The organism is Nitrospirillum karajorum, assembly GCF_036348415.1.
Classification (GTDB): domain Bacteria; phylum Pseudomonadota; class Alphaproteobacteria; order Azospirillales; family Azospirillaceae; genus Nitrospirillum; species Nitrospirillum amazonense_B.
On record NZ_JAZBQB010000003.1, the window covers coordinates 25,085 to 37,910 of the forward strand.

Annotated in this window: 8 protein-coding genes; 3 read left to right on the forward strand and 5 right to left on the reverse strand. The window is 68.6% G+C overall.

Annotation, left to right across the window (positions count from 1 at the left end; all coding sequences use genetic code 11):
- Positions 1-298 precede the first annotated feature (298 nt).
- Complete coding sequence (locus UCD39_RS13785; RefSeq protein ID WP_330496570.1) at positions 299-877, forward strand: Spy/CpxP family protein refolding chaperone; 579 nt, start codon at positions 299-301, stop codon at positions 875-877.
- A gap of 63 nt (positions 878-940) precedes the next feature.
- Here UCD39_RS13785 and UCD39_RS13790 read toward each other — a convergent pair whose 3' ends face one another.
- Entirely contained in the window at positions 941-2,437 is a 1,497-nt protein-coding gene (locus UCD39_RS13790; RefSeq protein WP_330496571.1) for an MFS transporter, read from the reverse strand.
- 113 nt (positions 2,438-2,550) lie between these two features.
- Here UCD39_RS13790 and UCD39_RS13795 point away from each other — a divergent pair, with 113 nt between their 5' ends.
- Positions 2,551-3,174: a helix-turn-helix transcriptional regulator gene (locus tag UCD39_RS13795; RefSeq protein ID WP_330496572.1), complete on the forward strand. Its 624-nt coding sequence runs from the start codon at positions 2,551-2,553 to the stop codon at positions 3,172-3,174.
- Between the two features lie 5 nt (positions 3,175-3,179).
- On the opposite strand, the gene UCD39_RS13800 is transcribed toward UCD39_RS13795, so the two are convergent.
- Together UCD39_RS13800 and UCD39_RS13805 are read right to left on the reverse strand one after the other, a co-directional pair.
- Positions 3,180-4,592, reverse strand: a complete 1,413-nt coding sequence (locus tag UCD39_RS13800) for a M20/M25/M40 family metallo-hydrolase (RefSeq protein WP_330496573.1) — start codon at positions 4,590-4,592, stop codon at positions 3,180-3,182.
- 220 nt (positions 4,593-4,812) lie between these two features.
- Positions 4,813-8,709, reverse strand: coding sequence for a sensor histidine kinase (locus UCD39_RS13805; protein ID WP_330496574.1), 3,897 nt, complete (start codon positions 8,707-8,709; stop codon positions 4,813-4,815).
- Between the two features lie 252 nt (positions 8,710-8,961).
- On the opposite strand from UCD39_RS13805, the gene UCD39_RS13810 reads away from it, so the two are divergent.
- Positions 8,962-9,381 carry a response regulator gene (locus UCD39_RS13810; RefSeq protein WP_330496575.1) on the forward strand — a complete coding sequence of 140 codons (420 nt, stop codon included), beginning with the start codon at positions 8,962-8,964 and terminating at the stop codon, positions 9,379-9,381.
- Between the two features lie 26 nt (positions 9,382-9,407).
- On the opposite strand, the gene UCD39_RS13815 is transcribed toward UCD39_RS13810, so the two are convergent.
- A complete protein-coding gene (locus tag UCD39_RS13815) occupies positions 9,408-10,325 on the reverse strand; it encodes an alpha/beta hydrolase (protein WP_330496576.1) in 918 nt (305 codons plus the stop codon).
- Between the two features lie 185 nt (positions 10,326-10,510).
- Positions 10,511-12,826 carry an ATP-dependent Clp protease ATP-binding subunit ClpA gene (gene clpA, locus UCD39_RS13820; RefSeq protein WP_330496577.1) on the reverse strand — a complete coding sequence of 772 codons (2,316 nt, stop codon included), beginning with the start codon at positions 12,824-12,826 and terminating at the stop codon, positions 10,511-10,513.

The following is a 12,826-nucleotide window of genomic DNA, read 5'->3' on the forward strand; positions in this document are numbered from 1 at the left end:
GCTCCCCTATCCGCCGCCCCTGTATCGGTGGGGCGGGCTGTTGTTTCAGACTATCCCAGATACCCGGGTAGTGACACGCTTCTTAAGGTTTCATCAGCGTCGGGCGACAGTTTCCCCAAGTTGGGCCGTATATCTGCTTAGCCGGTTCTAGAACGGCGAAGATGAACCTGACGAGGCTTGTAAATCCATGTCCCGCTTCCGTACTCAACTCCTTTCGACCTTGGCGGTCGGCGTCTTTGCCGTCGGTGTCGCGGCTGGCGCTTTCGCCCAGGATTCTTCCCATCCGGTCCCGCCGCCCATGGCGCGTGAGCACCATCGCGGTGGTCCGTGGGAACATGTGGATGGCCGCCTGGCCTTCTTGAAGGCCGAACTGAAAATCACTGCCGCCCAGGAAGGGCAGTGGAAGAAGTTCGAAACCCTGGTCCGTGCCGATGCCGAGGAAATGAAGCAAAAGGCTGAGAAATTCGAGGCCGAGCACAAGGCGCGCTGGGAAAAGGTCGAGGCCGCCCGCAAGGCCGGCCAGCCGGTCGAGCCGCCCGCCCCGCCCTCGCTGACTGAGCGGCTGGACCGTGCCGACAAGATGGCGGCCGAGCATGCCAAGCACATCAGCGAGCTTAAGGCCGTGCTGACCCCGCTGTACGCCAGCTTCACGCCGGAACAGAAGGAAAAGGCCGACACCATGCTGGCCCGTGTGATCGGCCCGCACGGCCATCACCCCGGTGGCGGCCATCACGGCTTCGGCGGCGGCCGTTTCGGCGGCCCCGGACCCGGCTTTGGCGGTGACCAAGGCATGCATGGCGGCCCCGGCCGTCCCGGCCCGGATGGCGATGACGACGGCGACATGCCGCCGCCGCCCGCCCCGCAGGACGCCGACTGATCCTGTCCGGGATTAGGGACGCCTGAAAAGACGGCGGCGGATCGTTGGGGATCCGCCGCCGTTTCATTTTTCACGCTCCGTAGGCGCCGTGCGCGGCGTCCTGGGATTTACCGCCCGCTCCGGCACCAGCGATACAAGGAAGGCGACGGCGCCGGGCGCGGCCATCAGCAGGAACAGCCAATGGGCGGCCGCCTGGGCACCGGCCAAGCCGCCCGGATCGACCAGGCCGGCGCCGTTGGCGATGACGCCCGACAAGGCGGCGCCCAAAGCGCCCCCCAGCGATTGCACGGTGGCGATGGCGGCGGAGGCCTTGTCCTGCTCCGCATCCCCCGCCCACCTCAGCACGCCGGCCACCAGATGGGCCCAGCACAGCCCGACGCCACCCCCCATGGCCAGCATGGCCAGGACCGCCGGCGCCATGGCCATCCATCCGCCCCAGGCCGTCCGGTCGCCGAGAAGCGGGGCCAGCGCCAGCGTCGCGCCCGCCTCCAACGCGCACCCGGCACTGATGGCCAGGACCGCCCCCCGTCCCCGGAGCGTGCCGGTGAAAAAGGCCGTCAGCGTCCAACCCAGGGCCACCAGGGCGACCAGATATCCCGAGGTCAGCGGCGCCACGCCGTGGAGGGTCTGCAGGAAATATGGGATGTAGACATCGCTGGAGACGGTGATGATCAGCCCGAACATCACCAGGTACAGCCGGGCGATGGGCTGCCCCAGCCGGGTCGCGCCCTGCGGCAACAGGCGTGTGGCCGCACGCCGCTCCAGGCCCAGCATGGCGGCGAATAGCGCCAGCGAGCCCGCCAGCATCCCCGTCTTGAGGTCAGCGCGTCCGTCCGTCCCGGCCGCGCTGACCAGCAGCACAGCGGCCAGCAACAGGCTGATCTGGGCCAAGGGCGGGCGGGCATCCTGCCGCTCATCCGCCACCCGGGGCAGCAACCGCCCCGCACTGGCCGCCATCAGCAGGGCCGGCGGCACCAGGATGGAAAACGCGTAGCGCCAGTTCGCCCCGCCGGCGAAAAGGCCCCCCGCCGTGGGGCCCAGGAAGGTGGCGACGCCCCAGATGGCGGCATAGAGGGTGGACGCCTTGCGCCACAGCGGCTCCGGATAGACATGGCGAATGAAGGCATAGGCCAGGCCGGACAACATGCCGGCGCCCAGGCCCTGCACCGCCCGCCCCAGCAACACCACGGGCATCGCCGGGGCCGCCGCGCAGACCAGGCTGCCGGCGCTGAACACCAAGGCCCCCACGGTGTAGACGCCGCGCAGGCCCAGGGTCCGGGGACGTAGGGCGACGAATTGCGCGCCCAGGACCGCCGCCGCGACATACAGGGTGGTGAGCCAGGCGAACAGGTCCAGTCCGCCGATGTCCCGGACGATGGAAGGCGCCACCGTCGCGGTGACATAGGTTTCCACCGCGAACAGGGTGACACCACCACCCAGCATCAGGGTGGCCGGCAGCAAGCCGGGTGAGAAAAGCCGCCAGACGGAACCGGCGGTATCGCGGGACGATGCGGCCGGCGCGGGATCGGGGCGGGGAGTAGGCTCTGGGGCGGAAGACATGGCGGCGGCGTTCCTTGCGGGCTTGTCCTTGACCCGGCGGTGATTTTTTTCCAAGTTCATTATTGGAAAATACGCGCCGTGCCGATTAAAGCAAGTTTAAACTTGGAAATATCATGCCCCACGCTCCCCTCAACCGTGTCCTGCTGATGTTGAAGACGGAAGGGCCGCAGCCCACGGCCACCCTGGCCACCGCGCTGGGGATCACGGGTGAGGCGGCGCGCCAGCAACTGGCGCGTTTGGCGCAGGAGGGCGTGGTGGAAAGCGCCGGCGAGCCGGCGGTCGGCCGTGGTCGTCCCCGCCAGCGCTGGCACCTGACGGCGGCCGGGCACGCCCATTTCCCCGATGGCCATGCGGCATTGGCCACAGCGCTGCTGTCCACGCTGGTGGCACAGCTGGGACCGGCCGCGCTGGATACCGTCATTGCCGCGCGTGAGGCGGAAACCCTAGCCCGTTACAAGAACGAAATGATCGGCGCGCCGGACTTGGCCGACCGGATCCGGCGCCTGGCCGCCATCCGCACGGCGGAAGGCTACATGGCCGATAACTGGCGGGAGCCGGATGGCAGCTGGATGTTGGTGGAAAACCATTGCCCCATCTGCGCCGCGGCCAGCGCCTGCGCCGGCTTCTGCCGCTCAGAACTGGAAACCTTCCGCGCCGTGCTGGGCGCCCGGGTGGAACGGGTGGACCACATTCCCCAGGGCGCCCGCCGTTGCGCCTACCGCATCACCGGCGACTGACGCCGTCAGTGGCTCCCGGAGTTGTGGGTGCCGGGTTCACGGAAGGTGCCGCTGGCCTGCATGGCCAGCCACAGCACGCTGGCGTAGGCCGCCGTGGACTGGTCGATGGTGGCGCGATCCACCCGATCCAGCGTGTCGTCCGCCGTGTGGTGGATGTCGAAGTAGGTGGTCGCGTCCAGCGACAGTTCCGCCACCGGCATGCCGGCCTTGGCCATGGGGCCCAGGTCGGAGCTTTCGCCCTCCTCATCATCGCGCCCCTTGACGATGCGCAGGGGTTGCAGCGCCGTGGCGATGGTGGCCAGGGCGGTGGCGTTGTTCGCATTGGCCTTCATCTTGAATTGCCATACCGGACCGATGCCCAGGTCCGCCTCCGTTCCCAGGACATAGCGGTCGGCCTCGGCCGCATGCGCCTTGCCATAAGCGATGGCGCCGTAGGTGCCCTCCTCCTCCGCCGCGAACAGCACGACGCGCAGGGTGCGCTTGGGCTTTTCCGGCAGGCCCTTGATCAGCTTGGCCGACGCCAGCGCGATGGCGACACCGGCGCCATCGTCGATGGCGCCCGTGCCCAGGTCCCAGCTGTCCAGGTGTGCGCCGACCAGCACGATCTCGTCCGGCTTCTCCGTCCCCTTGAGGTCGCCCACCACGCTGTAGGTGGTGATGGGGTCCAGCGGCGCCACGTCCAGCACCAGCTTCATCTTCACCGACCCCTTGTTGTCGGATCCAGGGGCCAGCAGCCGGTCCAACTGGGCGGCATCGACGGTGGAGATGGCGCCGGCCGGGATCTTGGGTACGCCGTCCTCATACCGGGTCATGCCGGTGTGGGGCAAGCGGTGGGCATCGGTGCCGACGGAGCGGATGAGCACCGCCACGGCCCCCTTCTTGGCCGCCGCCGCCGGGCCCGCGATGCGCATGGCCACGGCCTCGCCATAGCCGCTGCCGTCCTGGGTGCGGGTCATGGGCAGGGCGATGTAGGCGATCTTGCCTGCCAGCGACCCGGCCGGCGCCGCCTGCAGCTCCGCCAGGTTGGCGAAGCGCACCACCTCGGCCTCGATGCCCTCCGGCCCCGTGCCCACGCTGGCGCCCAGCGCCGCCACGGCGATCGGCTGCGGCATGGGCGACAGGAGGCTGGCCCGTTCCAGGCCGCGCCGCCAGCCGGGCATGGGCACGGCCTCGGTATGGACGTTCTGCAGGCCCAGATCCTTCATGGCCTTGACCGCCCAGGCCACGGCCGCCGCGTCATTGGGCGTGCCGGGCAGACGCGGCCCCACCTGCGTGGTCAGCGACTCCACCACCTCATAGGCGCCACTGCCGGCCAAGGCCCGCTTCTGCAATTCCTTGACGCTGGAGAGCGCCGAGTCCGGAATGGCGGCCGGGCTTTCGACGGCCCACGCCGCCGGGGCCATCAATCCGGTGGCCATGCCCAGAGCCATCCCTGCCCCAACGGCCCTGTTCCTCATTCGCGTCACGCCCTTACCCATCACGCCCTGTCTCCCATCCATTGGACCGGCCTGGACGGCCCCCGCCATCGTTCCAAGGCCTTGCTGGGTGTGGAAACTGCCACGAGGAAGGGGCACCGCGCCATGGCGGAGTTGAGGGCTGGAACGGTTCCGGCAAGGGGCTCGCAGAAGGCGGAGGTCGTTACCCCGTGGGTTCCAGAACCGGTGGCGCCTCATTGGTCTGGAAGCTGCCCAGCGCGATGTGCACGCGCGTGCCCTCGCCCGGCAGGCTGTCCAGGCTCAGTTCGCCCCGCAGCGGGCCCGTCACCAGGTTATGGACGATGTGCAGGCCCAGGCCGGAGCCGCCCGACCCCTGCTTGGTGGTGAAGAAGGGTTCGAACGCCTGCGCCGCCAACTCCGCCGTCATGCCGCGCCCGTTGTCGGACACCGTCACGGTGGCGGTCCCCGCGGGGCCCACTCCGACCTGGATATGGATGGCCGGATGCGCCACCCCGTCAAAGGCATGGACCACGGCGTTCTGCACCAGGTTGGTCAGAACCTGGGCCAACTGGCCCGGCCGCGTGGGCACGATCAGGCCCTCCGGCCCGTCCACCGTCGCGGCGACGCCGTGTGCCTTCAACAGCGGCTCCAGGCTGAGCAGCGTTTCGCGCAGGTATTCCGTGAGGGGAACGGCGCGCACGCGCTCACTGGTCTGGTCCACCGACAGTTGCTTGAAGCTCTGCACCAGATCGGCGGCACGGCGCAGGTTGCGGTTCAGGATTTCGCACTCGGCGCGTGTTTGCACCAGGAAGTCGTCCAGGTCCCCCCGGCGCAGACGCTTGTCCGCCATGGCGCCGGCCAGGGCTTCGACCTCGCTCTGGAGCTGGGAGCCCAGCGTGACGGAGACGCCCAGCGGCGTGTTGATCTCATGCGCCACCACCGCGACCAGATTGCCCAGCGATGCCAGCTTTTCCTGCTGGACCAGGCGGGTCAGGGCGCTTTCCAGGTTGGCCAGGGTTTGGGCCGTCTCTTCCCGCGCCCGTTCCACATCGCGGAAGGCGGCGGCGTTGGTGATGGCCACCGCGGCGAAGGCGGCCATGGAGCGCAGGGCCTCCGCGTGCCGGGGCAATGCGGCGTCCGGCCGGCTGATGCGCACCTCCACCACGCCCAGACGCCGGTTGCCGACGCGCAAGGGCGCATGCATCAGCGTGTCGGCCGGCCCGCTGGAGGTGGAGGCCCCTTCCGCCGCCCGCTGGTAAAGCGCATCGTCCGGCGCCAGCGGTCCCAGGGGCGTCTCGGCCGTGCCGCCGGCGTAGACCAACGACAGGCGGGTCGCGTCCGGATCGTCGAACAACGCCACGCGCAGGGCGGCGGCGGGCATCAGCTCGTTCACATGGGCATGCAGGGCGCGGCAAATGGCCTCCCGCTCCAACGATGCCGACAGGTCCCGGCCGGCATCGCCCACCCGGCGCAGCGTCGCGGCGGAGGCGGCCAAGTCGGCCGTGCGGGCGTCCACCAATTCCTCCAGTTCCCGCTGGCGGCGGCGATGCCAGGCCAAGCGGGCCCAGAAGGCCATCGCCACGGCCCCCACCACGCTGGCCGCCGCCAGGATGCGGAACCACCATGTCTGATACCAGGCCGGCAGCACCGTGACCGGCAGGGACAGGGTTTCCGGGTTCCACCGGCCATCCTTGTTGCTGCCCCTGACCAGCAGCCGATAGTGGCCGGGCGACAGGTTGGTGTAGACGGCGCGGCGGCGCTGCGCGTCCTTTTCCAGCCAGGCGGTGTCGAAGCCCTCCAGCATGACGGCGTAGCGGTTACGGTCGGGGGCGGAAAAGTCCAGCGCGGTGAACTCCACCTCAAATCCCCTGTCACCGGGGCGCAGGACCAGGGGCACGCCCTCGATGGCGGCGGGCGGCACGCTCTGGGTTCCCACCCGCACATCGGTGACAGCCAGCGGCGGGGCGAACCGCCAGTCGGCGATGGCGTCCGGGGACACCACGGTCATGCCGCCGTCGCCGGCGAACAGCAGCTTGCCATCCGGCGTGACGGCGGAAGCATTTTCCCAATAGCGGCGGATCAAGGCGTTCTCGGCCGGCCCCAGCACACGGACGGCCAGGCTGCCGACGTCGATGCTGACCAGTTCGTCCGCCGTGGTGGCCCACACATGGTCGTGGCCGTCGTAGGTCAGGTTGTTGATCCGCAGGCCGGGCAAGCCGTTTTGCCGATCCAGGACGCGGAAGCGCGGCCGGCCGGCGGCGTCGCGCCCTTCCAGGATGGCGATGCCGCCTTGGGCGGTGCCCACCCACAGCCGACCCTGGCCATCCTCCGCCAGGCTGTTGATGTAGTCATGCGGCAGCGATCCGGGGTCGGTCGCGTCATGCGCCAGCCGTTCCACCGCGCCGGTGGCAGGATCCAGGCGATTGAGGCCATGTTCCGTGCCCGCCCAGACGGCGCCGGTATGGTCCACGGCCAAGGCGATGATGCGGTCATCCACCAGCGTGGCCGGGTTGGCGGGATCGCGGCGGTACAGGGTCTTCGCGCCGTCGGCGCTGATGCGCACCAAGCCCGCGAAGGTGCCGACCCAGGTCGTCGGGCCAGCCGTCACCACGCGGGAGATATAGGGATAGGGATTGATGGTGGGTAACGCCTCGCGCTCCACCGTTCCCGACGCTTCCGCCACGCGGTACAGCCCCCGGGGCGTGCCGGCCCACACGGTGGCGGGGGCGCTGGCGTCCGCATTCGCCAGGCGTGCCATGGCCAGGACGTCCAGTTGCGGCAGCGTGTGATCGGGGTTCGCGTTGGGACCCCCGGCCAGGATGCGGCGCGCCTGGCGCGTGGCGGGGTCGAACAGCAGGATGGCGCCATCGCCGCCCAGCCACAGCGTGCCCTGGGGCGTCACCGCCACGCTTTTGATGGTGGGCAGGTCGCCCAGGGGCGGCCGGCCGTTACCCGTGAACAGGGTGACCAGGGCGGCGTTGGTGGGGTTGTGCACATCCAGGCCCGAATCCCCACCCGTCCAGATCAGGCCGGACCGGTCCTTGAGGATGGCGCGCAGGGCGTTGCTGGACAGGGTGGCGGGGATGTCGGGCTCATGCCGGATGGTGTGGTAGACCCCTTGGGCCACGTCCACCTCGGCGATGCCATTGCCCAGCGTGGCCACCCACAGCACGCCCGGCCGCACCTCCACCGACCCGCGCATGGTCACGGCCGCCAGCGGCGGCTCGCTCTCACTCCGCGGGTGGATGACCGTCAAGGTCTGGTCATGGGTATCGTAAACGCCCAGGCCGCTGCGGTCGCCCCCCAGCCAAAGGCGGCCGTCCGCCCCCTCCTCGATCTGCCAGACACTGTCGGCCAGCAGGGCCTCGGCGGCCGGGGATGGGGTCGCCAGCGGCGGCGGAGCGAAGCGGTCGCCTCCGGCGGGCCGCATCACCAAGCCCCTGGCCGTGCCGGCCCACAGGTTTCCGGCGCGGTCCTGGTGGACGGTGAACACCGTGTTATGGGGTAATGCGTCGTCGCCGGGGGCCTTTTCCTTGGCGGCATCCCTGGCGGGGTCCTTGTCGGCGTGGCGGAACCGTGCCACCACCCGGCCATCGCTGGTGAGGTGGTCCATGCCGCCCCGCGTGGCCACCCAGATGCCGCCGCCGCCGTCGTCGCTGATGTCATAAACGGTGGCGGCGCTGACCCCGTTGGGGCCGGGCCCGATGGTGCGGAACCGCTCCGTCACCGGGTCGTAGAGGGCGAGGCCGCCGACATGGGTTCCAACCCAGAGCCGGCCCGCCGGGTCCACATGCAGGGCGCGGATGACACCGTCGGGCAGAGACCCCGGCACATCGGGATCCGGCTGGAAGACCCGCATGTGATAGCCGTCGAAACGGGCAAGGCCGTTGGTGGTGCCGATCCAGATGAAGCCGCGCTGATCCTGTGCCAAGGAAAAGATGGTGTCGCTGGGCAACCCGCGCGAGCGGTCGATGTGCTCAAACGCCGTCTGCCCCAGCGCTTGCCATTGGCCCGGCTCCGCCCACGCCTGGTCCCAGGGCAACCCCAAAGCACCCAGGGCGGCCAGCCATACCATGACGAAGAGGGACACTGCGCGCATCAGCACAACCACCTGGGTGACGGCAAACGCCGGAGTCACCGAGAGGGGTGGCCCGAACAATCCTGGATTTTATACAATCGATGCCGCTGCGCCACAAAATCAGTATCGCCCGGCGTCGTTCCCCCTGCGGCAAAGGGGCTGGGCGGCGTGGGGAATCCCGCCTATTGTGGCGTCAACAGTGGGCGCCCCCAGGGCGTCCCTTAAAAGCCGCGCGCCGCGACATGCGTCCCGACTCCGCCAAAGGCATACGCGATGAGTATAGAAAATACGGCCGTTAGCGCCGCCCCCGCCGCGACGCGGGTGTTGGTGGCGGAGGATAACCGGGTGAATCGGGAGCTGATTCTGGCCGTCCTGCGGCGCCTGGGATACGACGCGACGGGCGCCGCCGACGGGGCGGAGGCCATCGCCCTGTTCGACTCCGCCGTGCCCCCGTTCGAGCTGGTGCTGTTGGATTTGCATATGCCCGGCGTCGGCGGGGCAGAAGCGGCGCGCGAGCTGCACGGCCGCCCTGCCCCGGCGGGCCGCAGCCGGCCGGTCCCCCTGGTGCTGATGACGGCGGAAACCGACGTCATCGACCATCTGACCACGGGGCTGTTTGCGGGCTACGTCGCCAAGCCGCTGGTGTGGAACGATCTGGACACGCTGATCCGGCGCCTGGTGGCGATGGAGTAGTGAACAGGACCTCGACAGTGGTCCTGTCAGGGGAGGAAACCACGTTCCCGCAGCCATTGCTGGAACAGGTCAGGCCACGCCGACTCCCCCGGCACCCCTGTGGCCAAGCCCGCGCCATGTGGACCATGGTCAAACCAATAAACCGCCGCCGGAACCCCGGCCGCCTGTAAAGATCGTGCCAGCAGCCGGCTGTTTTCCGGGCTGACGCGCTGATCATCCAGGCCATCGAAGAGGAAGACGGGCGGCGCATGGGGGCCGACCAGATTTTGCGCTGAAAGCCGCCGCTCCAGGGCGGCGCGTTCCGCCCCCCGATATCCCGACAATAGATGACGGGCGCTGGCCGAGGCCGGAGCGTCCCCCGCATCCATGGTTATAACGGGATATCCAAGCCCAAGGACGGCAACGCCATCGTCCACGTCGTCGGTCGCATCCCGCCTGGACAACCCGAAATCGTCGCCGGGGCGGAAGGCGATCACGCTTGCCAAATGGCCGCCGGCGGAAAATCCGAAGATCCCGATGCGGCGCGGATCGATGCCGTAATGGGGGGCCCGCGCCCGCACCAGCCTCACGGCCCGACGTCCATCCCATAAGGGTACGGGATAGCGGTAGGTGCCATCGGCCTGAACCAGGCGATAGGACAAAACGAAGGTGGTGATATGCAGATGCCGGGCGAAATAGGCGGCGACGGGCTCCTGCTCGCGCGCGTTCGAGAGGCGGTCGTAACCACCCCCCGGAATCAAAACCAGGGCGGGCCCGATGTCCTGTCCAGGCGCCCGAAAGACCTTGAGGAACGGGATATCCCGACAAGCGTCATCCCCGCTCGCACCTGGAGCCGGCCCAGGCCATAAGCGAATGTCGTCCGGGTCGGCTGGGTCGAAACAGGGAGCCGCGCCAGCGGCAGAGCTACCCCCGATGGCGAAGCCCAGAACCAGCAGCGTGACCAACCGGATTCTGGTCCGTCCGATGTGCCGTGCCCTGCATGACAACGCTGTTTGCTCCGCCTGGTGATGCCCCGCCGCCGACAGGCGCTGCCGAGGGGCGGGACAAGATCATTAGAAAAATGGGCCCCGGAATGCTCCGGGGCCCAACCTCGCAAGTACCTCGATACCGGGAGCAACCGCGGCCGGCCTCAGGTCACCAGTTCCGGCACCTTTTCCTCCGGCTTTTCCCGCTGCGACGGGCGGCTTCCGCCGGCGGCGTAGTCGAAGGACAGGGCGTCGTCCTTGACGGTGACGCGGACGGCGCCACCCTTCACCAGCTTGCCGAACAGCAGTTCTTCCGCCAGCGGCTTCTTGATGTACTCCTGGATGGTCCGGCCCAAGGGGCGCGCGCCGTACAGCGGGTCGTACCCCTTCTTCGACAGCCAGTCGCGGGCCTCGTCCGTCAGTTCGATGGTGACGCCGCGGTCGCTCAGCTGCGCCTCCAGTTCCATGACGAACTTGTCCACCACCCGGCCGATGATTTCCGGCGACAGGCCGGAGAACGGGATGATGGCGTCCAGGCGGTTGCGGAATTCCGGGGTGAACAGGCGGTTGATCGCCTCCTCATCCTCGCCCAGCCGCTGCTCCCGGCCGAAGCCGAAGGCGGGCTTGGCCAGATCGGCCGCACCGGCGTTGGTGGTCATGATCAGGATGACGTTGCGGAAGTCGACCGTCTTGCCGTTGTGGTCGGTCAGCTTGCCGTGGTCCATCACCTGCAACAGGATGTTGTAGAGATCGGGGTGCGCCTTCTCGATCTCGTCCAGCAGCAACACGCAGTGCGGATGCTGGTCGATGGCGTCGGTCAGCAGGCCGCCCTGGTCGAAGCCGACATATCCCGGGGGCGCGCCGATCAGGCGGCTGACCGTGTGCCGCTCCATATATTCCGACATGTCGAAGCGGGTCAGCTCGATGCCCAGGGTGCGCGACAACTGACGCGCCACCTCGGTCTTGCCCACGCCGGTCGGGCCGGAGAACAGATAGTTGCCGATGGGCTTTTCCGGGTCGCGCAGGCCGGCGCGCGCCAGCTTGATGGCGCTGACCAGAGTGTCGATGGCCTTGTCCTGGCCGAACACCATGGTCTTCAGGTCCCGCTCCAGGTTCAGCAGCACCTCGCGGTCATCGCGGCTGACGCTCTTCGGCGGGATGCGGGCGATCTTGGCGACCACCGCCTCCACGTCCTTGACCTGGATGGTTTTCTTGCGCTTGGCCACGGGCAGCAGCATCTGCGCCGCCCCGACCTCGTCGATGATGTCGATGGCCTTGTCCGGCAGCTTGCGGTCGCCGATGTACTTGGCCGACAGCTCCACCGCCGAGCGGATGGCCTCACGCGTGTAGCGGACGTTGTGGTGCTTCTCGTAGTAGCTCTTGATCCCTTCCAGGATCTTCACGGCATCGTCCAGCGAGGGCTCGTTGACGTCGATCTTCTGGAAGCGGCGGACCAGGGCGCGGTCCTTCTCGAAGTAGCTGCGGTATTCCTTGTAGGTGGTCGAGCCGATGCAGCGCAGGGCGCCGCTGGCCAGGGCGGGCTTCAGCAGGTTGCTGGCGTCCATGGCCCCGCCCGAGGTGGCGCCGGCGCCGATCACCGTATGGATCTCATCGATGAACAGGACGGAGCCCTCGACTGCCTCCAACTCCGACAGCACGGACTTCAGCCGTTCCTCGAAGTCGCCGCGATAGCGGGTGCCCGCCAGCAGCGCGCCCATGTCCAGGGCGAAGATGGTGGCGTTCAGCAACACCTCCGGCACCTCGCCATGGACGATGCGGCGGGCCAAGCCCTCGGCGATGGCGGTCTTGCCCACGCCGGGGTCACCCACGTACAGCGGGTTGTTCTTGGAGCGGCGGCAGAGGATCTGGATGGTGCGGTCAACCTCCTGCCCGCGGCCGATCAAGGGATCGATCTTGCCGCTGAGCGCCTTCTTGTTGAGGTTGACGCAGTACGCTTCCAGTGCCTCGGTGCCCTTCTTGGGCGCCTTCTCGCCGGCGGTGGTCTCCTCCTCGGCGCCGCTGACGCGCTTGGCCTCGGAGCGGCCGGGCGACTTGGCGATGCCGTGGGAGATGTAGTTGACGGCGTCGAAGCGCGTCATCTCCTGCTCCTGCAGGAAATAGACGGCGTGGCTCTCCCGTTCGGAGAACAGGGCCACCAGCACATTGGCGCCCGTCACCTCTTCCCGGCCGGAGCTTTGGACGTGGATGGCGGCGCGCTGCAGCACCCGCTGGAAACCGGCGGTGGGCTTGGCGTCCTCCGACCGGCTGGAGATGAGGTTGCTCAGTTCGTTGTCCAGGTATTCACCCAGCTCGACCCGCAACTTTTCCACGGTCACGCCGCAGGCGCGCAGCACCGCCAGGGCATCCTGGTCCTCGGTGAGCGCCAGCAGAAGGTGTTCCAGGGTCGCGTACTCGTGCCGACGCTCATTGGCGTAAGCTAGGGCCCGGTGCAGCGTCTGCTCGAGATTACGCGAGAGCAT

Excerpts from the sequence above, each read along its gene's own strand:
- UCD39_RS13785 (WP_330496570.1), top strand. The coding sequence starts at position 299 with ATGGCGCGTGAGCACCATCGCGGTGGTCCGTGGGAACATGTGGATGGC.
- UCD39_RS13790 (WP_330496571.1), bottom strand. The coding sequence starts at position 2,437 with ATGTCTTCCGCCCCAGAGCCTACTCCCCGCCCCGATCCCGCGCCGGCC.
- UCD39_RS13795 (WP_330496572.1), top strand. The coding sequence starts at position 2,551 with ATGCCCCACGCTCCCCTCAACCGTGTCCTGCTGATGTTGAAGACGGAA.
- UCD39_RS13800 (WP_330496573.1), bottom strand. The coding sequence starts at position 4,592 with ATGGCCACCGGATTGATGGCCCCGGCGGCGTGGGCCGTCGAAAGCCCG.
- UCD39_RS13805 (WP_330496574.1), bottom strand. The coding sequence starts at position 8,709 with ATGCGCGCAGTGTCCCTCTTCGTCATGGTATGGCTGGCCGCCCTGGGT.
- UCD39_RS13810 (WP_330496575.1), top strand. The coding sequence starts at position 8,962 with ATGAGTATAGAAAATACGGCCGTTAGCGCCGCCCCCGCCGCGACGCGG.
- clpA (WP_330496577.1), bottom strand. The coding sequence starts at position 12,826 with ATGCTCTCGCGTAATCTCGAGCAGACGCTGCACCGGGCCCTAGCTTAC.